Origin of the sequence: Desulfitobacterium sp. (assembly GCF_034927245.1) — a bacterium.
Lineage (GTDB): Bacteria > Bacillota > Desulfitobacteriia > Desulfitobacteriales > Desulfitobacteriaceae > Desulfitobacterium_A.
In genome coordinates this window covers 65,435-84,648 of the sequence record NZ_JAYFQK010000018.1, presented here as the reverse complement: position 1 = coordinate 84,648, position 19,214 = coordinate 65,435, and the positions used below count along the sequence as shown (strand labels likewise).

Below are 19,214 nucleotides of genomic sequence, written 5' to 3'. Positions count from 1 at the left end.
GTTAAACTTTAGACCTTAAGAAACTTGCGAAGTGAAATAACACTGCCTATCGCCCCAATTGCCATACCTGCCAAGATAATCATAGCCAGCACTTGGGCAATCATGCCGGCATCCTGAACGATTGGCATAAACGTTAAGCTGGAGCTGATATATCCTGCCAGCCATTGATAACCAAAACCAACGATTAGAATCGCGAGCAGTCCTCCGAGGAACCCAAGAAACATCCCCTCAATTAGAAAAGGCCCTCGAATAAACCAATTGCTTGCTCCCACCAATTTCATAATCTGAATCTCACGCCGCCGTGAGAAAACATTCATTTTAATATTAAGGGAAATTAAAACTAAGGATGCCGCCGCAAAGGCGATGACAATACCAATACCAATCCAGCGCAACCAATGGGTAAAGTTCAAAAGCTGGTCCACTACGCCCTGCCCGTAGCGGACTTTTCCTACGCCCTTCAGCGTTTTAATCTGATCGGCAACCTCCTGAACCTGTTGAGGGTCAGTGACTTGCACCGATAGTTTATCTGGAAAAGGATTGGTCCCCCCTAAATCAGATACAAGATTACTCGATCCCATGGACTGCGAGAAATCATTTAAAACCTTTTCTTTTGGAGTTAATTCCACTGAGGCTACTCCGCTTAATCCTTCAACCTGCTTTTGCAATTTTTGAATATCGTCACGGCTCACATTATCGTCGGCAAATACCGCTATTTCAACTTGAGATTCAAAGTCTTTAGCCATGTTATTGGCGTTAAGGAAGAAGAAAGCAGATGCCCCTAAAATCACAAGAGCAACCATTACCGTTAAGACTGAAGCGAGACTTAGCCAAAAATTTCGGCGTATCGACTTGAAAACGACTTGCACCATATACTTCAAGGAGTTAATTGACATATCCATATCCTCCCTGGAGATCGTCCCGAACAATTCTTCCGTCTTCGATCGCCACAACCCGTTTTTGCATTTGATCTACAATATCCCGGGCATGTGTTGCCATGACAACCGTTGTGCCCCGTTTGTTAATGTTGTAAAGCAAATCCATAATCTCCCATGACGTATCCGGGTCAAGGTTACCCGTAGGCTCGTCCGCTACGAGTAAAGCAGGCCTATTCACAATCGCCCGGGCAACGGAAACCCGTTGTTGCTCTCCTCCGGAAAGTTCATTCGGAAAAACCTTTTCCTTGGTGGCTAATCCCACAAGATCGAGTACCTCCCGGGTCCGTTTTTTGACTTCATTCTTTTCTACACCGATAACCTCTTGAGCAAAGGCCACGTTCTCGAATACCGTTTTAGTCGGCAATAATCGGAAATCCTGAAATATCACGCCAATATTTCTCCGAAGGTGCGGGACATCGGAATCTTTCATCCGCAAAAGATTTTTTCCATCGATAGTGACCTGACCGCGAGTCGGAGTTTCCTCACGATAAAGCAAGCGAATAAGCGTCGATTTTCCTGCACCGCTTGGACCCACTAGAAAGATGAATTCGCCGTTTTCAATCTTTAGGTTAATATCGACAAGGGCCCTGGCACCATTCGAGTATATCTTCGAAACATTTGTAAACTGAATCATAATAGCCCTTTCCTCCTCATTTAATGTGTCAGCTCCCTTTTTTCCTCTAACCTCTTTTTCAATTCGACGCGAGGTAGGAATTTCCTGTTAGGATTTAGGATAAAAAAAAGCCCCTCCTCTATTTTCACAGATTCGGGACAACATGACAAAGGTTATATTTACCAGTGACTTATTTCTTCTTTAAAACCTTATCCACGGCTTCGACAATATGCCTTGCGGTTAAGCCATATTTCTCTAATAATTCATAGGGGCGTCCGGATTCACCAAAACTATCTTTAATCCCGACTCTTACCATAGGCGTTGGTACATTTTCCGCCAGTACCTCGGCCACGGCGCTCCCCAAGCCGCCGATAATCGTATGCTCTTCCGCTGTAACGACAGCACCCGTGGCTTTTGCCATCCGCACAATCGTCTCCTGATCGAGCGGTTTGACAGAAGCGACATTGACAACTGCCGCTTGAATTCCCCGTCCGGCCAATTCCTCTGCCGCCTCTAATGCTGCAGAAACCATAACACCATTCGCAAATAAGGTTACATCGGAGCCCTCGCGGATAACATTAGCCTTGCCAATCTCAAACGTGTAATTTTCATCGAAAAGCATAGGAACAGCAAGACGACCCATACGAATATAAACAGGGCCCTGATATTTAGCCGCCGCATAAATGGCCTGACGCGTTTCTTCCCCATCGGCGGGAACGAGAACCGTCATATTCGGCAGAGCGCGCATAATCGCCACATCTTCGATCGCCTGATGGGAACCGCCGTCTTCGCCAACCGTTATGCCGGCATGTGTTGCGGCAATTTTAACATTAAGTTTAGGATAAGCAATCGAGTTACGGATTTGCTCGAAAGCCCGGCCTGTTGCAAACACAGCAAAGGTACTTGCAAACGGAATCTTTCCGGTTGTGGCAAATCCGGCGGCTGTTCCCATCATATTCGCTTCGGCAATCCCCATGTTAAAAAAACGTTCGGGATAATGCTTTGAGAATTCAGCGGTTTTCGTAGACTTGGACAAATCTGCCTCTAAAACGATAATGTCAGGATTTTCAGCTCCTAAGGCAACTAAAGCCTTACCATAAGCATCCCGTGTTGCTTGGTTAGCCAAGGTGTGATGCCTCCTCTCTTAATTCCGCAAGCGCTTGTTCTCCTTGTTCTGCGCTCGGCGCATTGCCATGCCAGCCAACCTGGTTCTCCATAAAGGAGATCCCTTTACCTTTGATTGTCTTAGCCAGCAAGAGAGTAGGTTTTCCTTTGGTCGCCTTCGCTTCGGCAAAAGCCGCGATTAGCGCTTCGATATCATGTCCGTCAACCTCGATCACATGCCAGCCGAAGGATTTCCATTTATCCGGCAAAGGACTTGTTGACATGACCTGATCGGTCGACCCGTCGATCTGAAGTCCGTTATAATCTAAAATACCTGTGACGTTATCGAGTTTGTAATGAGCCGCGGCCATAGCCGCTTCCCAAATTTGACCTTCGGCCATCTCGCCGTCACCCATCAAAACATACACCCGATAATCTTTTTTATCTAATTTCCCGGCCAGAGCCATACCATTGGCGGCGGATAAGCCTTGTCCCAAGGAACCTGTCGACATATCAACACCGGGGACCCTTTTCATATCCGGATGCCCTTGGAGCATCCGTCCGGTTTGTCTTAAGCCCAAGAGTTCCTCCTTCGGGAAAAATCCTTTTTCAGCTAAAGCTGCATAAAGAACAGGTGCGGCATGACCCTTAGACAGAACGAAACGATCGCGTTCCGGCCAATGGGGATCTTCGGGTTTAATGCGCATCTCATGGAAATATAACGTTGCCACGATGTCCGCTGCAGACAGACTCCCCCCGGGATGGCCTGATTTAGCCGGTACAAGCGCTGTAATGATATCTTGACGAAGCTGATTCGCTGTTCGTTTCACTTGGAGAACTGACATGCTTAAATCCCTCCCTAAAACATTACTTTACTAATTTGTGTTGCAATCTTTGTTTTATGTACAATATGAACCCATTATCCCTAAAATAATGAGTTCATATTACAGCAATTGAATTGATTCGCCTATTACTTATCCTTATTTGTGGTTTGGAGATAAGCCGCAATAAAATCATCAATCTCGCCATCCATAACCGCAGAGACATTTGCAGTCTCCACATTGGTACGATGGTCTTTGACCATATTGTAGGGATGGAAGACATACGAGCGAATTTGGCTGCCCCAAGCAATTTCTTGTTGCTCCCCGCGGATTTCGGAAATCTCATCCGCATGCTGCTGGCGTTTAAGCTCTAAGAGCTTAGCTTGAAGGACACGCATAGCATAAGCTCTGTTTTGAATTTGTGAACGCTCACTCTGGCATGCGACGACAATTCCCGTGGGCAGGTGTGTAATCCGCACCGCAGAGCTCGTTTTGTTAACGTGTTGGCCGCCCGCTCCACTTGAGCGATAGGTGTCCACTCTTAAATCTTCCGGGTCAATCTTTATCTCCGAATCATCCTCGGCAACCTCCGGAATGACGTCCACCGAGGCAAAAGAGGTATGCCTGCGGCCTGAGGCATCAAACGGTGAAATCCGCACAAGGCGATGAACTCCTTTTTCCGATTTAGCATAGCCGTAAGCGTTCTCACCCACGATCGAAATCGTAGCACTTTTGATTCCGGCCTCATCCCCCGGAAGCAAATCCATCGTTTCTACTTTATAGCCCCGGCGTTCTCCCCAGCGGACATACATGCGATAGAGCATAGAAACCCAATCCTGAGCCTCTGTTCCGCCGGCACCCGCATGTAACGTGATAATCGCATTGTTCCTATCATAGGGATCACTCAGAAGGATTTCAAGTTCCAGTCCCGCAAAAGTATCTTGCAATTTCTTGACTTCTGCTTCAACCTCGGGTTCAAGAGAATTATCCTCTTCCTCCATCGCCAATTCATAAAGCGCATTCAAATCTTCAAATTTCGCCTGAAGATCCTCATACATCTTCACTTTTCCCTGTTGAAATGAAAGTTCCTGCATCACTTTCTGGGCTGAATCAGGATCATCCCAGAAATTCGGACGACCAAGCTCAAGCTCTAAAACACTGATCTTATCCTTGCGCGAAGCGACGTCAAAGAGAAACCCTCAAATCTGCCAAGCGCATTTCTAAACTTTCAAGCTCTCTTTTCCAGTCAGCTACTAACACTTATTTCATCCCTTTCAAAAGAATTGCGAGAATAGGTTCAGACAGTGGCGCTCGCCTATCAAACTAAGGTTCAAACGCTTAATCTGGGGAGGCAGGATGGTCTCGTGTTTTGCCGTCCATGGCACACTCGACACTTGACACGTCCTGTGTCATCGCCGCCAAAATCGTCTCCTGACTCTGTTGGCGGCGAAACACATCGTGTGTTTCGTCCTGCGTATGCATGCTGCGTTTTCACCAAGTTTGATAACGGCTTGCTAAAAAGTCTTCACCTATTTCTCTCAATTATTTAGAATAATTATTTTACCTTATTAATTGAGCACCCGTTTTTACTCGTTCGCTCCGTGGCAATTCTTATACTTCTTCCCGCTCCCGCAGGGGCAAGGATCATTGCGTCCGATTTTGGGGCCTTCATTATGCACCGGGCGTGCAGCCTCCTCTTGATCACGATTGGTGTGAACATGTTGAGGTTCTTCCGGAACTTGCTCTCTCACCTGCGGTGTAACCCTCATCATATAACGAACAATATCTTCCTGAATCGCATCAATCATACCCTGGAACATATCAAACGCTTCATGTTTGTACTCGACAAGCGGATTCTTTTGTCCGTAGGCACGCAGACCAATTCCTTCGCGCATCTGATCCATCGCATCCAAATGATCCATCCATTTGCTGTCCACAACTTGGAGCATCACTGCACGCTCGATTTCCCGCATCAGTTCCGGACCAAAAGCCTTCTCTCTCGCCTCATATAAAGCTACGGTTTTGTCATACAATAACTCGATGACTTCTTCCTTATTCATATTCATTACTTGCTCAGAAGTAATATCATGGTTAGGTAAGAAGTTGGTATCGAGGTATTCTAAAAAGCTGTTTAATTCCCATTCTTCCGGATAGGGGCTTTCTCCGCTGAACATTGCAACGGTATCATTAACCTCTTTCCGGATCATCTCCATAATGTTTTCACGGAGATTTTCACCCATCAGAACCATGCGGCGCTGTCCGTAAATCACTTCCCGTTGTTGATTCATGACATCGTCATAATCCAAAACGTTTTTCCGAATCTCAAAGTTACGGTTTTCAACACGGCGTTGAGCTGTCTCAATCGAACGCGTAATCATTCTTGAAGTAATCGGAACGCTGTCATCCATCCCCAGTTTATCCATAACGCCCATAATATTTTCAGCACCGAAAAGACGCATCAAATCGTCCTCCAGTGAGATAAAGAACTGCGAAGATCCGGGGTCTCCCTGACGTCCGGCACGTCCGCGCAGCTGATTATCAATCCTTCGGGATTCATGGCGTTCTGTACCTATGATATGCAAACCACCCAGGGCGGCTACTCCTTCACCCAGGATAATATCCGTACCACGGCCTGCCATATTTGTCGCGATTGTAACCATATCCTTTTGTCCGGCACCGGCTACAATCTCCGCCTCTTTTTCATGATATTTGGCATTCAAAACTTGGTGAGGTACGCCTTTTCTATCCAGCAAATCACTCAATCTCTCGGATTTATCAACGGAAACCGTACCTACCAAAACCGGTTGTCCTTTGGCATGCCGTTTAACGATTTCTTCAACGACAGCCTCATACTTGCCCTTTTCCGTACGATATACTACATCCGGTATATCCTGGCGGATAGCGGGTTTATTCGTAGGAATTTCAACAACATCGAGCTTATAAATCTTTTTAAATTCCGGCTCCTCTGTTAAGGCCGTACCTGTCATCCCCGCTAATTTTTCAAACATCCTAAAATAATTTTGGAAGGTAATCGTTGCCAAGGTTTGTGATTCTCTCTCGATCTTGACGCCTTCCTTGGCCTCAATAGCCTGGTGCAGTCCCTCGCTGTAACGACGTCCGAACATCAGCCGTCCCGTAAATTCATCAACAATAATGACTTGGCCGTCTTTAACAACATAATCACGATCACGTTTAAAAAGGGTATGGGCTTTTAACGCTTGATTCACATGATGAGTTAACTCGGTGTGAACATCATCATACAGGTTATCCACGCCCAGCATCGTTTCAACCCGGCTGATCCCCTTTTCGGTAAGGGTTACAACCTTGTCTTTTTCATTCAGGTTATAATCTTCCTCAGCCTTTAAGCGCGGAATGATTTGAGTAACCCGAAAATATAAATCGGTCGGCTTGTCCGCCTCACCGGAAATAATCAAAGGTGTACGGGCTTCATCGATTAAAATGGAGTCTACTTCGTCCACGATTGCATAATGGAGATCGCGCTGGACCAGACCGTCCGGACGCGTGACCATATTATCGCGCAAATAATCAAAACCGAATTCATTATTCGTTCCGTAAGTAATGTCGGCAGCATAACTTTCACGGCGTTCGGCATAATTTAAGCCATGAACGATCAAACCAACGGATAATCCTAAAAATTTATGGATTTGACCCATCCATTCACTGTCACGGCGAGCCAAATAATCGTTGACCGTAACGATATGAACTCCTTTACCCGTTAAAGCATTAAGGTAAGAGGGTAAGGTCGCTACGAGAGTTTTTCCTTCCCCGGTACGCATCTCGGCAATCCGGCCGTCATGCAAAACCATGCCGCCGATCAACTGTACGTCATAATGCCGTTGCCCGATAACCCGGCGTGAAGCTTCCCGAACGACTGCAAAAGCTTCCGGTAAAAGATCATCCAGGCTTTCCCCATTTTCTAGCCTCTGTTTAAACTCCGCCGTCTTGCCTCGTAAATCCTCATCGTTTAAAGCTTGAATCTCCGGTTCAAGTTCGTTGATAGCCCGTACCCTTTTCTGGTATTTCTTTACTTCCCGAGCATTATCATCTAGAAAGTTCTTTAATAACCCCATTAACCGATCCACCTTTCAAATGTCCCAGCGTATCATCTCATTTTAGCATTACCCAACATCAGGTGCAACCTGGATTGACGAAACAAATTGCAAAAGTATTTTCAGATCCCTTGCCAAAAACAGCGGAAAAGAGGCCCGTTTTGTGCGGCCTCTTTTCTAAGAATATTCTTGTTATTGGGTCCATTATTTTTCTTCGGGTTCGAGCAATCCATAATCTCCGCTATGCCTGCGATACACAACATTGACGGCATGGTTGTCGGAATTGGTAAAGACAAAAAAGTTATGTCCGACAAGATTCATCTGCATAATCGCTTCTTCCACAGACATCGGTTTTAAAGTAAACTTTTTACGGCGAACGATTTCGTCTTCATCTTCATTATCCACAGGATGCTCTATCTCGTGATCTTTTAAGACTTTGGAACGCATCTGTTTGTTAATCCGGGTACGATATTTATCAATTTGACGCTCCAGTTTTTCTACGACGAGATCGATCGATGCATACATGTCGTTGCTTTCTTCTTCTCCACGCAAGATCATGCCATGAATAGGGGCCGTGACTTCCACCCGATGACGTCCTTCCTCAACTACCAATGTCACTTTAACATCCATAAATTCGTTCGAGTATTTTTCAAGTTTACCTACACGTTTAATTACATATGCTTTCAGGGCATCCGTAACTTCAATATGCTTGCCTCGAATTATGATGTTCATAGTTTGAACCCCCTTTTAATCAGCTTGATAATAATATTCCCTATTTCCCTGAAAAATCCTGCATGTCAGTCCCAGATTTTTTAATCCGATGACTAACCGCCACTAAAACTCCCTCTTCTTAATCAGGAGATAAGTGGCGCTAAGTCCCTGGATAAGTCAACTAAACTTCAGATGGAGTTGAGACTCCACCTGAAGTAAGTTTCCTATATCAAACGAAAAAAAGAGAATCGTTGTAAATTGTCTTATACAATTCTCTACAATTCCCTTTTTTCTTTGCAAATAAAGAAAAAGATTAAACTTAATCTATACTTTTTAAAAGCTTTAAAGACTTCTAAAAATTGCGTTACGATTTTTTCCTAGGTTTTATTGAATACTTACATTTGAGGCTTGCTCTCCGCGCGCCCCCTCGATGATATCAAATTCAACCCCCTGGCCTTCTTCCAAGGTGCGAAATCCATCACCCTTGATCGAGGAAAAATGAACAAAAATGTCCTGACCGTTTTCACTCTCAATAAATCCATATCCTTTTTGCTTGCTGAACCATTTAACTTTACCTAACACTAAAAAACTACCTCCTTGAATTTGGCCGCTTGGAGGTTTTCAAAAAAGAAAACACATGCCAGAAAGCCTTCCTTCATGAGGATAACCAAAAAGCGTTCTTTTTAAACGCGCGTTCTTTTAAAGAATTTTACTTAAGAAAGATTGGGTTCGCGGATTCTGAGGATTTCTAAAAACCTCTTCCGGTTTTCCTTCCTCCATAATGATCCCCTCATCCATGAAAATGACACGATCTCCGACTTCACGGGCAAAACCCATCTCATGAGTCACGACGACCATAGTCATACCTTCACCCGCTAAATTCTTCATAACCGCCAAAACTTCTCCCACCATTTCAGGATCAAGAGCGGAAGTGGGTTCATCAAAAAGCATAATCTTCGGTTTCATCGCTAAAGCTCGGGCAATAGCAACACGCTGCTGCTGACCGCCTGAAAGCCGATCGGGATATTCCTGAGCCTTCTCCACAAGACCCACCTTTTGTAAGAGCTCCATTGCAGTATTTTCCGCTTCCTTTTTATTCGTTTTACGGACAATCCCCGGAGCAAGCATAATATTCTGTAAAGCGGTCATATGAGGAAAAAGGTTAAAGCGTTGAAACACCATCCCGACTTCACGCCTTATGGCATTCACATTCGTTTCCGAATTCAAAGGAATACCATCAATGACTATTTCGCCGTTTGTAGGATCTTCCAGCTTATTTAAACAACGCAAAAACGTGCTTTTTCCGGAACCGCTCGGCCCGATAACCACGACCACTTCTTTTTCTTTGACATGGCAGTCGATCCCGCGTAAAACTTCAAGTTTTCCAAACGATTTATGCAAATTCTTAACGAATATCACTCTTCCCGAACCTCCTTTCGGTATAACTGACCACACGGGAAAGGACGAGCGTCATCGCCAGATACATTAAAGCGACTTCAATGTAAATCGGGAAGGGTTGAAAAGTCCGTCCCACAATAATTTTTCCGGAATACATCAAATCTTCCAAGGCGATAAAGGCGACCAAAGATGAATCCTTGAGCAGCGCAATAAATTCATTTCCCAAAGGCGGGATAACTCGTTTAAAGGCTTGGGGGAGAACAACATACCACATCGCTTGGCCCTGAGTCATTCCTAATGATCGGGCTGCCTCAGATTGCCCCCGATCAATCGATTGAATTCCTGCCCGGAAGATCTCAGCAATGTAAGCTCCCGAATTTAAGCCCATCGCCGAAATAGCCGCAACATATCTGTAATTATCCGGGGGTGTAAAATTCAAAATTTGCGGAAGCGCAAAATAGGCTAAAATAATTTGGACAAGAAGCGGCGTTCCTCGGAAGAAATCAATATAAGAAATAGCGATTCCCCTAAAAACCCGTTTACCGGATAACCTCATCAATGCCAAAAACAAACCAAGGATAATACCTATACCCACAGCTCCTGCGGTTAGTTCTAAAGTGACCTTTGCCCCTTGCAGCAGGGGTCCAAAACTGGGGATCATTAATTCCCAACGGATACCTTCCACCGGAATCCTCCTCTCGTAAATCTGACAATTCTTTCGTTATTATACATTTCTGCACATTATTATTCAAGGGAATAAAAGCACACTCTCCTGTTGTCTTGCAATGCTCAAAAGGCGTCCAGATCACTCTGAACGCCTTTTAATCAGCGCGGTAAACTTAATTACTGAATGGCCGGAGCATCAACGTTAAACCACTTTTTGTAAATATCATTATAGGTTCCGGAATCATGCAGCTTTTTCAGGGAAGCATTGAACTTATCTTTAAGTTCGGTGTTTCCTTTTTTCACGGCAATACCATAGTATTCTTTCGTGAAATCACCCTTGACATATTCGATATTAAAGTTAGGGTTTTGTTTAATGAAGTAGAGGACAACCGGTGAATCTGCAACAACCGCGTCCACGCCGCCATTGAGCAAATCATTCATTGCATCCGGAATGGCATCAAATTTCAAGGGGGAAATTCCTAATCCTTCGACAACTGTTTGACCTGTTGTTCCGCTTTGAACTCCAATCTTTTTCCCTTTAAGATCTGCCGTTGTTTTAATTGGGGAACCCTTTTTAACGGCAATAAATTGCTCTGCCATGAGGTACTTGTCAGAAAAATCCACACTCTCTAGGCGCTCAGGTGTTATCGTCATCGCGGCAATAACAGCATCATAGTTACCGGCTTGCAGGGAAGTCACTAAGCCGTCAAAAGCGGAATTTTCATATTGAACCGTATATCCCATGTCATCAGCAATCGCCTTCATCAAATCAACATCAAAGCCGGTTGTGTTATTCTTTTCATCCACAAATTCGAAGGGTGCAAATGTCGGGTCCGTTCCTACCTTCAGGACTTTAGCACTCCCGGAATTTGCCGCTTGCTTTGAAGTATCCTGTGTATTGCTCGTATTTCCACATCCCGCTAATCCTAACGACAAAATTACTAGGGATGCCAGAGCCACTTTTAATCCTTTCTTAAACATATAATATCTCCTTCCAAATGTTTGATTATATAATTATACACAATACTACAATTTTATTCAATACACGACAATAATATCATCACCACCCGTCCAACGGGTGGTTTGGGATAAGGCTATAAGCCTTTGTTACTGACCAGCGCCTAAAGACGCTGGCTTTCACATACGTTCAAGCTACTTGTCTTTGCCACCTTTGCCACCCCTAAAGGGGTATTTGTATTACTTGCTACCCTTAAAAGGGTCCTCGTACTCCTTAACACTTAACTTATCGAGAGCTATGTCATGTCTCTCTTGTTCTTCAATATATTTCTTTATTGTTGCTTCATTCAATCCAACCGTACTCACATAATAGCCCTCTGCCCAAAAATGTCGATTCCCGAACTTATACTTCAAGTTTGCATGTTTGTCGAAGATCATTAGTGCACTTTTCCCCTTTAAATAGCCCATAAAACTTGATACACTAATTTTGGGTGGAATGCTCACTAACATATGAACATGATCCGGCATTAGATGGCCTTCTATAACCTCCACTCCTTTATAGCCACAAAGTTGCTTTAATATTTCTCCTATGCTTTCTCGATATTGATTAAAGATTATCTTTCTTCTATACTTAGGAGTAAACACGATATGATATTTGCACATCCATTTTGTGTGAGCTAAGCTATTTTCTTTGTTAGCCATTAAAAGCACCTTTCTTTCCGTTAATTTAGTAGCTTGAACAACTCTACTTTAACGGAAAGGTGCTTTTTTTTGTATAACTTTTGGATCCCCACCCGCATAGCAGGTGGTTTTTTATTTCGCTGCGCTCAACAGGCTAAAGCCCATAATAAAAGGAACTGTTTTCCAACAGTCCCTTTTATTTTTTAATTTAATATTTCAATGATTCTGGGTTTTGTATTATCCGAAGTACCTTTGAAGCAAGCCTTGGAAAGCCTTACCATGACGAGCTTCGTCTTTGCACATTTCATGAACGGTGTCATGAATGGCATCCAGGTTGAGCTTCTTCGCTAAAGTCGCAAGATCTTTCTTGCCTTGGGTCGCTCCGTATTCTGCTTCTACTCTTAATTGGAGGTTCTTTTTGGTATCCGGGAAGACAACTTCGCCCAAAAGTTCTGCGAATTTTGAAGCATGTTCTGCTTCTTCATAAGCAATCCGTTTGTAAGCTTCGGCAACTTCCGGGAAACCTTCACGATCGGCTTGACGGCTCATCGCAAGATACATTCCGACTTCTGTGCACTCACCATTGAAATTCGCTTTTAATCCTTCGAGTACTTCAGGGTCTACGCCTTGGGCGACTCCAATTTTATGCTCATCAGCCCATTGCCGTGCTCCTTCAACTAATTCTGTAAATTTCTCTCTCGGAGCTTTACATTGTGGGCATTGGGCCGGTGGTTCATTTCCTTCATAAATGTAACCGCAAACTGCACATACAAACTTTTTCATTAAAAATCTCTCCTTTTTTACTTTTTATATTATTATTTTCTTATTCTCCGCTTTGAGTTCAGTATAACTAAACCAAGTTAACGAATCAATACCCTCAGATCATCATTTTTTCAAATATCAGACAATAATCTTATTTGAAATAACGGTTGAGCAATCCTTGGAAAGCCTTGCCATGACGAGCTTCGTCTTTGCACATTTCATGAACGGTGTCATGAATGGCATCCAGGTTGAGCTTCTTCGCTAAAGTCGCAAGATCTTTCTTACCTTGGGTCGCTCCGTATTCTGCTTCTACTCTTAATTGGAGATTCTTTTTGGTATCCGGGAAGACAACTTCACCCAAAAGTTCTGCAAATTTTGAAGCATGTTCTGCTTCTTCAAAAGCAATCCGTTTGTAAGCTTCGGCAACTTCCGGGAAACCTTCACGATCGGCTTGACGGCTCATCGCAAGATACATTCCGACTTCTGTGCACTCACCATTGAAATTCGCTTTTAATCCTTCGAGTACTTCGGGATCTACGCCTTGGGCAACTCCAATTTTATGTTCATCAGCCCATTGCCGTTCTCCTTCAACTAATTCCGTAAATTTCTCTTTCGGAGCTTTACATTGCGGGCATTGGGCCGGTGCTTCATTTCCTTCATAAATGTAACCACAAACTGCACATACAAACTTTTTCATTAAAAATCTCTCCTTTAACTTTTGTTATTTTCTTTTATTTAATTTCGAAAGTCGTTGTTTACATTTCCTATTATATTATAATCATTCTAAAAGTCAATGCTTTTTATAAAGTTTTTTTGAAAAAGGATAAAGAAGACTTGGCCGGTAGCGAGCGAAGCGAGATAGCGGCCTAGTCGCCCTTATCCTGCCGGACTTAGCGCCACTAAGCAAAAGTCTCATCCAAGTTCCCCGTAAAGGGAAACTTGGATGAGACTAATCATTTGGGTAAAGGAAACTAACCGCCTATAATCGGTGAAATTCCACTGGCATAGAAAAGATAGCGGCTCATAAATTCTCCGATAACAACAAGAGCTAGGGCGATGAGTATCGTATTCATCGCAAAGTGCTGTCCTTTCTGCTCCTGTTTTTTCAGAAGGAAAACGAGCAGCACCGCACCCAGCAGCATAAGGATGGCGCTGAAGATTACCGAACCCATACTACCCGTCAAAATCTGAGCTGATGCTGATGATGTGACTCCGCCTGACTTCAATCCGGATAGGTAGAAGGGAAAATAAAGGAGGGGTAAAACAACTGAAGCAATTCCAATATAGCTGACCGTTGTCAAAGTCTTCGTCACGCTCTTGGAAAAGGCAGCGCCTTTCATACCCAAGGCAAAAACACTCACAGCACCAACGGCACCCATAGCAAAGGTTGCACCAAAAAAGGCATAATAAGTATTTGCATTGGCCCAAGCCGGACGAACCGAAGAACTATAGATATTGGCCATGCTGAAAATCGCGGCTAATCCCACGAAGGCCGTAATCCAACCCAAGGCAGTGCTTTCCTTTCCTTTGCGCATCAGCAGCCAAAAGATAAACCATAGGACAAGAAAACCGCCTGTCGTTAATATCTCACGACTCAGCCAAGATGATCCGCGGTTTAAAATGGAACGCGGAGCACCCAGTGGATCGCCTAAGTGAAATAGGGAAAAAATCAAAGCTAATAATGTGACAGCGCCTACCGCTGTAAATCCAAAGCTCAGCGCTTTTGATGCTTGAGCCTCATGATTTTCCATGAGCGCTTTCAAAAGCATGAGGATAATAAATGTTCCTATACTCAACTGCGCTAAGAGCGTAAATGTCATCAAGGGCCACTCTTCGGCAAAAATCATTTTCTTTACCTCCTTACGCCTAATCCTTAAAAATTTAGTGTTCCTTCACATTAATAATCAAGTTGGGATGGGTTGTCTCCGAGCCGGGCAAACCGGGTGCATCGGCATTCACTCCGTGTTTCTTGCGAAGCTCTTCAATATCGCCGAATTCTAAACAACGCATCACACAGGCATCCACACATGCCGGGTTTTCCCCTTTAGCCACTAAATCGGCACAGCCGTCACATTTGCCGACTTTACCTTCGTCCTCTTTATATTGAGGCGCTCCATAGGGGCAAGACCATGTGCAAAGGCGGCAGCCAATACATTTGTCATGATCATGGGTTACAATGCCGTCCTCTTTCCGTTTCTGCAGTGCACCGGTAGGACAGTTTTCAACACACTTCGGATTGTCGCAATGGTTACAGCTGATTGAAAAATGAGCACGATGGGGATTGGGGAATTTTCCCGTTTCCATATCATAAACTCGGCGATAACGAGGGCCGACTTTTAAATTGTTTTTATCTTTACAGGCAACCTGACAAACCTTGCAGCCGATACATCTCGTTTGGTCATAATAAAAGCCTTTTTGTGCCAATGTCATTCACTCCTTTCTAGAGAACGATCCGCAGGGGCCATTTGCAATCTTCCTGAAGAGGCTCCCCTGTCCATTTCTCGACTTGACAGAGGGTTGAGTTCCAGCCCCCGATGCCTTGTCCGGTTGTGATCGGGCCTGTCAGCATATTATCTGATCCCGCTTTATCCACTTTATTTTTCTCATCCATCTCAACCCAAGCTCCGTGAGGAAGACCGACGACTCCCGGGACAATACATTCGGTGACATGAACGGGACGTAAGGTTTGACCGTGTGAACTCTTGATGAGTACGGTTTCACCCTCTTTGATGCCCCGCTCTTCGGCATCTTTTGTTGATAAAAATACAGGGTTCGGCCAGGCTTCCCGCAGCCAAGGATTGTTATCGAGAATACTGTGAGATCGTCTCAGGTAATGAGGATTGATGACTTGGAGAGGGTAATCCCCTTTAACTTGGGCTTTGAAATCTTTAAAGGTCGCTTCGTAGCCTTCAACCGCAGGGTTATAGGTTGGAATCGGCTTAATTTCAGTAAACCCTTTGCTCTTGACAAAATCAGCCAAAGCTTGACAATGGATTTCCAGTTTGCCGCTTGCCGTTTTTAAAGGATTGGCTGCAGGATCTTTGACAAAGTTTTCATAAGCGATAAACCCGAGGTTGTCACCCGGTTTACGTTCAACTTGATAAACGCCCTTTTGTTTAAGTTCTTGATACGTAATTCGGCCCTGCTGAGGTTTACCTGTTGCGCCAAGTTCCTGAATATCCGCCTCAGTCAGAGTGACCAGGGGCTCCATCGTTTTGCCATCGGCAGCCATAACCTTGCTGCCGGCAATCTGATTATAAAACTGCTGTTTTTCACTCACCGGCAGAATTTTGGAGTCATCAAGTCCCAGCCGCTTGGCAATTTCTTGGGCAATCCACATTTCGCTCTTGGCTTCATTAAGGGGTTCTGTGATTTGACGCCAATAAACAAGGCTGTCCCGATTGATAAACGTTCCGAAGCCGCCGACTTTTTCCCATTCCGTAATAATTGGGAGTACGACATCCGCATATTTACTATTCGTGGTTAAAAAGTGGCTGGCGGAAAGCACAAACTCTACCTTGCGATGCGCCTCAATTCCTAAGGCTTGGGCCGAACGCGTCTGCAGGTGAGCTTCATAGCCATGATAGATCATCTGGATGTTGACATCTTTCACTTGGTTATAACCTGCCGTATATTTACCCTCAAGAATAGCTTTCCACATTTCAATATCATTAATGGTTTCTTTGATTGGGTTGGCAATCGGCGGCAATCCCGCTGCCCCCGGTTTGACCAGGCTGGGTCCGCCATTTGCCGTTGAGTAGTGACAGCTTACGCCTGTCATGCATCCCGATTTGCCCATATTTCCCGTCATCGCGCCAAAGGTCATAAACATTTGCGGCCAAGAATCCGAGTTTTGAATCCGTGCCGCTCCCCAAGCTGTCAGCAAAGCGACACGCTCTGTCTTCGCAATCTGAATCGCCAATTCACGGATGGTCGCTGCCGATACGCCGCAGATTTGCTCCGCCCATTCCGGCGTTTTCGGCGTATTGTCACTAACCCCTAAAACATAGTCCTTAAAGTTATCTTTGGGATCAGCCCCGGCCGGCATATGATCCTTGTCAAAACCAACGGTATATTTATTCAGGAAATCCCAGTCAATCAAAGGATTGGTGGTGGGGTTGTCTTCCTGAAGCAAGGTATAAGCCATACCCAAGAACATCGCATGATCCGTTCCCGGATGAATCGGTATCCACTTGGCATCTAAGACTTCGACCGTATCCGAATAGATAGGATCAATGACTACAAATTTGGCACCCGCTTTTTTAGCCTGCAGGTAATGGTAAGTTGGATTGCCGGGGGCACTCCAAGCCGAATTTCCGCCTACAATCACAATTAACTGTGAGTTGCGCAAATCCATCCGGTCATTGATGCTTTGCTCATAAAACCCTTCCGCCATACCGAATTTTTCGGGACCCCAGCGCCAGGACCCCCATGAGGAGGTTCCCCAAGAACCGATATAACCGCCGGCTAAAGCAAGCACTCTCCCCAGATCCCCTGCACCCGAGGCAAAAATCCCGCGATTGCTATATTGATCCCGGATGCGTTTGATTTCGCCGGCGACGATATCCAAAGCTTCATCCCAGGAAATGCGGACCCATTCATCTTTGCCGCGCAGTTCCTTTTTACCGCCGCCCGGCTCCCAATTCTTCCTCTTCATGGGGTACTTCAGGCGATCAACGCCAAACACTTGCATCCGTTGGGAACGGCCTCGGTTGCAGCCCCGCTGCTGCGGATAATCCGGAGAGTCGGGATGGGTATCATCCGTCTTTTGGCGGACAACCACTCCATCCACAACATAAGCCTTGTTCGAACAACGCCCGCCGCAATTATGCCAGCATGCAGCAGGAATCCACTCGCCTTCCTTATCCGCGAGATTTGCCGCAGCTGTAGTCGGGTCTACCTTTGTCAGTCCACAGCCCGGAAGGGTAATTGCTGCCGCAGTACCGGCCGTTAAACCAAGGAAGGACCTTCTGTTCATTTTATAATTTATGGCCTTCTCAATAAGATTTGCCACGGTAATTCACCTCCAATAAATTATCCGATAATAGGGGAAATTCCGATTGCATAGAAGAGATAACGGCACATGAATTCGCCGATGAGGACGAGAACCAAGGCAACATAGATTAAATTGGCAAAGGTCGATTTTACCTTAGGATCCCCTTTAAATAGGGCGTGAAGGAGAAGTGCTATACCTAAGACCAGCAGGACTGCACTGATCACTAACATAGCCATGCTTCCGGTTAAGATTTGGGCGGAAGCAACGGCTGCAGCCTCTCCGCCTTTTAATCCGGAGATAAATACGGGAAGAGAGAGGAGGGGTAACAGGACAGCTGCCGCACCAAGATAACCCATGTTCTTCAAACTTTTAGTCAAGGTCGAGGATAGGGCACTCCCCTGCATACCATAAATGATAGCACTGCTTGCTCCGAGTACCCCCATGGCAAAGGTTGCTCCGAAGAAAGCAATATAGGTATTACCATTATCCCAAGCGGGACGAACTGAGGAACTATAGATGTTGGCCATACTGAATACCGCCGCTAAACCCACCAGTGCTGTAATCCAGCCTAAAGCGCTGCTCTCTTTACCCTTACGGGATAACCACCAAAAGACGAACCAAAGGATAAGGAAGCCGCCCGCGGTCAATATTTCGCGGCTTAACCAGGAGGAACCTAAATTTAAGATTGAGCGTGGGGCTCCCAAGGGATCCCCCAAATGAAATACAGAAAAGATTAAAGCTAACAAGGTAACAGGGCCGACTACAGTGAATCCAAATTTTATGCCTTTCGAAGCCTGAGCATCCTGACTTCCAATGATGGCTTTGACCAGCATCAAAACGATGAATATTCCAATGGCTAACTGACTTAATAAAGTAAAGGTCATGAGAGGCCATTCTTCTGCAAATAACATTTCTTTTACCTCCTTTTCTTAAGAATTATAGAATCAGATTTTCTTTGTCTTAAATACCACATTAGGTTTCGTTTCGCTTGAGCTTGGTAAGCCTTGGGCGTCTGCATTCGTGCCGTATTTTCGGCGCAGTTCCTCAATATCCCCAAATTCGATGGCTCTCATCGGACAGGCATCAACACAGACCGGATTTAAGCCTTGGTCGACCAAGTCAGCACATCCATCGCATTTTCCGCTTTTGCCCTGTTCTTTAAGGTATTGAGGACGTCCATAAGGACAAGACCAGGTGCACAATCTGCAGCCGATACATTTATTCCGATCCTGAACGACCAAGCCATCTTTTTCACGTTTGTAAATGGCGCCGGTCGGGCAGTTTTCAGCACATTTTGGGTGATCGCAGTGATTACAGCCTAAAGAAAGGGAATATCCCCAGACATCGGGATACGTTCCGCCTTCAAAATCATATACTTTACGGAACAGCTCCCCTACTTTCAGATCATTTTTATCTTTACAGGCAATTTGGCATGCCTTACATCCCGTACAAACAACTGAATCATAATAAAACCCTTTTTGTCCCATCAGGTATCACCTC

The 19,214-nt window shown here is 45.0% G+C and carries 19 protein-coding genes; all 19 read right to left on the bottom strand.

The window, feature by feature from the left end:
- Positions 1 to 8 precede the first annotated feature (8 nt).
- On the bottom strand, positions 9 to 893 hold the full coding sequence (gene ftsX, locus VB077_RS05115; protein ID WP_323414146.1) for a permease-like cell division protein FtsX: 885 nt from the start codon (positions 891 to 893) through the stop codon (positions 9 to 11).
- The gene (gene ftsE / locus VB077_RS05110) at positions 883 to 1,569 is read right to left on the bottom strand and encodes a cell division ATP-binding protein FtsE (RefSeq protein WP_323414145.1); all 687 of its coding nucleotides are present in this window, start codon (positions 1,567 to 1,569) and stop codon (positions 883 to 885) included. Before ftsE ends, ftsX begins: the two co-directional genes overlap by 11 nt.
- A 169-nt stretch (positions 1,570 to 1,738) precedes the next feature.
- The gene (locus VB077_RS05105) at positions 1,739 to 2,674 is read right to left on the bottom strand and encodes a transketolase family protein (RefSeq protein ID WP_323414144.1); all 936 of its coding nucleotides are present in this window, start codon (positions 2,672 to 2,674) and stop codon (positions 1,739 to 1,741) included.
- Positions 2,667 to 3,497, bottom strand: a complete 831-nt coding sequence (locus VB077_RS05100) for a transketolase (RefSeq protein ID WP_323414143.1) — start codon at positions 3,495 to 3,497, stop codon at positions 2,667 to 2,669. The genes VB077_RS05105 and VB077_RS05100 overlap by 8 nt, the downstream gene beginning before the upstream one ends.
- A gap of 125 nt (positions 3,498 to 3,622) precedes the next feature.
- A protein-coding gene (gene prfB, locus VB077_RS05095; RefSeq protein ID WP_323414201.1) for a peptide chain release factor 2 occupies positions 3,623 to 4,691 on the bottom strand; the annotation gives its coding sequence in 2 pieces (ribosomal slippage) (positions 3,623 to 4,660 and positions 4,662 to 4,691; 1,068 coding nt in all).
- A 368-nt stretch (positions 4,692 to 5,059) separates the two neighbouring features.
- Positions 5,060 to 7,564, bottom strand: a complete 2,505-nt coding sequence (secA, locus tag VB077_RS05090) for a preprotein translocase subunit SecA (protein WP_323414142.1) — start codon at positions 7,562 to 7,564, stop codon at positions 5,060 to 5,062.
- Positions 7,565 to 7,747: 183 nt separating this feature from the next.
- Positions 7,748 to 8,275 (bottom strand): ribosome hibernation-promoting factor, HPF/YfiA family, encoded by a 528-nt coding sequence (gene hpf / locus VB077_RS05085; RefSeq protein ID WP_323414141.1) that lies wholly within the window; start codon positions 8,273 to 8,275, stop codon positions 7,748 to 7,750.
- A 363-nt stretch (positions 8,276 to 8,638) separates the two neighbouring features.
- Positions 8,639 to 8,836: a cold shock domain-containing protein gene (locus VB077_RS05080; RefSeq protein ID WP_323414140.1), complete on the bottom strand. Its 198-nt coding sequence runs from the start codon at positions 8,834 to 8,836 to the stop codon at positions 8,639 to 8,641.
- Between the two features lie 117 nt (positions 8,837 to 8,953).
- On the bottom strand, positions 8,954 to 9,673 hold the full coding sequence (locus VB077_RS05075) for an amino acid ABC transporter ATP-binding protein (protein ID WP_323414139.1): 720 nt from the start codon (positions 9,671 to 9,673) through the stop codon (positions 8,954 to 8,956).
- Positions 9,660 to 10,313 (bottom strand): amino acid ABC transporter permease, encoded by a 654-nt coding sequence (locus tag VB077_RS05070; protein ID WP_323414200.1) that lies wholly within the window; start codon positions 10,311 to 10,313, stop codon positions 9,660 to 9,662. The genes VB077_RS05075 and VB077_RS05070 overlap by 14 nt, the downstream gene beginning before the upstream one ends.
- Before the next feature lie 182 nt (positions 10,314 to 10,495).
- The gene (locus tag VB077_RS05065; protein ID WP_323414138.1) at positions 10,496 to 11,299 is read right to left on the bottom strand and encodes a basic amino acid ABC transporter substrate-binding protein; all 804 of its coding nucleotides are present in this window, start codon (positions 11,297 to 11,299) and stop codon (positions 10,496 to 10,498) included.
- A 216-nt stretch (positions 11,300 to 11,515) separates the two neighbouring features.
- Positions 11,516 to 11,977: an IS200/IS605 family transposase gene (gene tnpA, locus VB077_RS05060; RefSeq protein ID WP_323414137.1), complete on the bottom strand. Its 462-nt coding sequence runs from the start codon at positions 11,975 to 11,977 to the stop codon at positions 11,516 to 11,518.
- Between the two features lie 216 nt (positions 11,978 to 12,193).
- Positions 12,194 to 12,739, bottom strand: a complete 546-nt coding sequence (locus tag VB077_RS05055; RefSeq protein WP_323414136.1) for an NADH peroxidase — start codon at positions 12,737 to 12,739, stop codon at positions 12,194 to 12,196.
- Positions 12,740 to 12,869: 130 nt separating this feature from the next.
- Positions 12,870 to 13,415: an NADH peroxidase gene (locus tag VB077_RS05050; RefSeq protein WP_323414135.1), complete on the bottom strand. Its 546-nt coding sequence runs from the start codon at positions 13,413 to 13,415 to the stop codon at positions 12,870 to 12,872.
- Positions 13,416 to 13,689: 274 nt separating this feature from the next.
- Positions 13,690 to 14,565 carry a dimethyl sulfoxide reductase anchor subunit family protein gene (locus tag VB077_RS05045; RefSeq protein ID WP_323414134.1) on the bottom strand — a complete coding sequence of 292 codons (876 nt, stop codon included), beginning with the start codon at positions 14,563 to 14,565 and terminating at the stop codon, positions 13,690 to 13,692.
- Between the two features lie 34 nt (positions 14,566 to 14,599).
- Positions 14,600 to 15,142 (bottom strand): DMSO/selenate family reductase complex B subunit, encoded by a 543-nt coding sequence (locus VB077_RS05040; RefSeq protein WP_323414133.1) that lies wholly within the window; start codon positions 15,140 to 15,142, stop codon positions 14,600 to 14,602.
- Positions 15,143 to 15,158: 16 nt separating this feature from the next.
- Positions 15,159 to 17,732, bottom strand: coding sequence for a molybdopterin-dependent oxidoreductase (locus tag VB077_RS05035; protein ID WP_323414132.1), 2,574 nt, complete (start codon positions 17,730 to 17,732; stop codon positions 15,159 to 15,161).
- Positions 17,733 to 17,752: 20 nt separating this feature from the next.
- A complete protein-coding gene (locus VB077_RS05030; protein ID WP_323414131.1) occupies positions 17,753 to 18,625 on the bottom strand; it encodes a dimethyl sulfoxide reductase anchor subunit family protein in 873 nt (290 codons plus the stop codon).
- Between the two features lie 33 nt (positions 18,626 to 18,658).
- On the bottom strand, positions 18,659 to 19,201 hold the full coding sequence (locus VB077_RS05025; protein ID WP_323414130.1) for a DMSO/selenate family reductase complex B subunit: 543 nt from the start codon (positions 19,199 to 19,201) through the stop codon (positions 18,659 to 18,661).
- Positions 19,202 to 19,214: the final 13 nt, after the last annotated feature.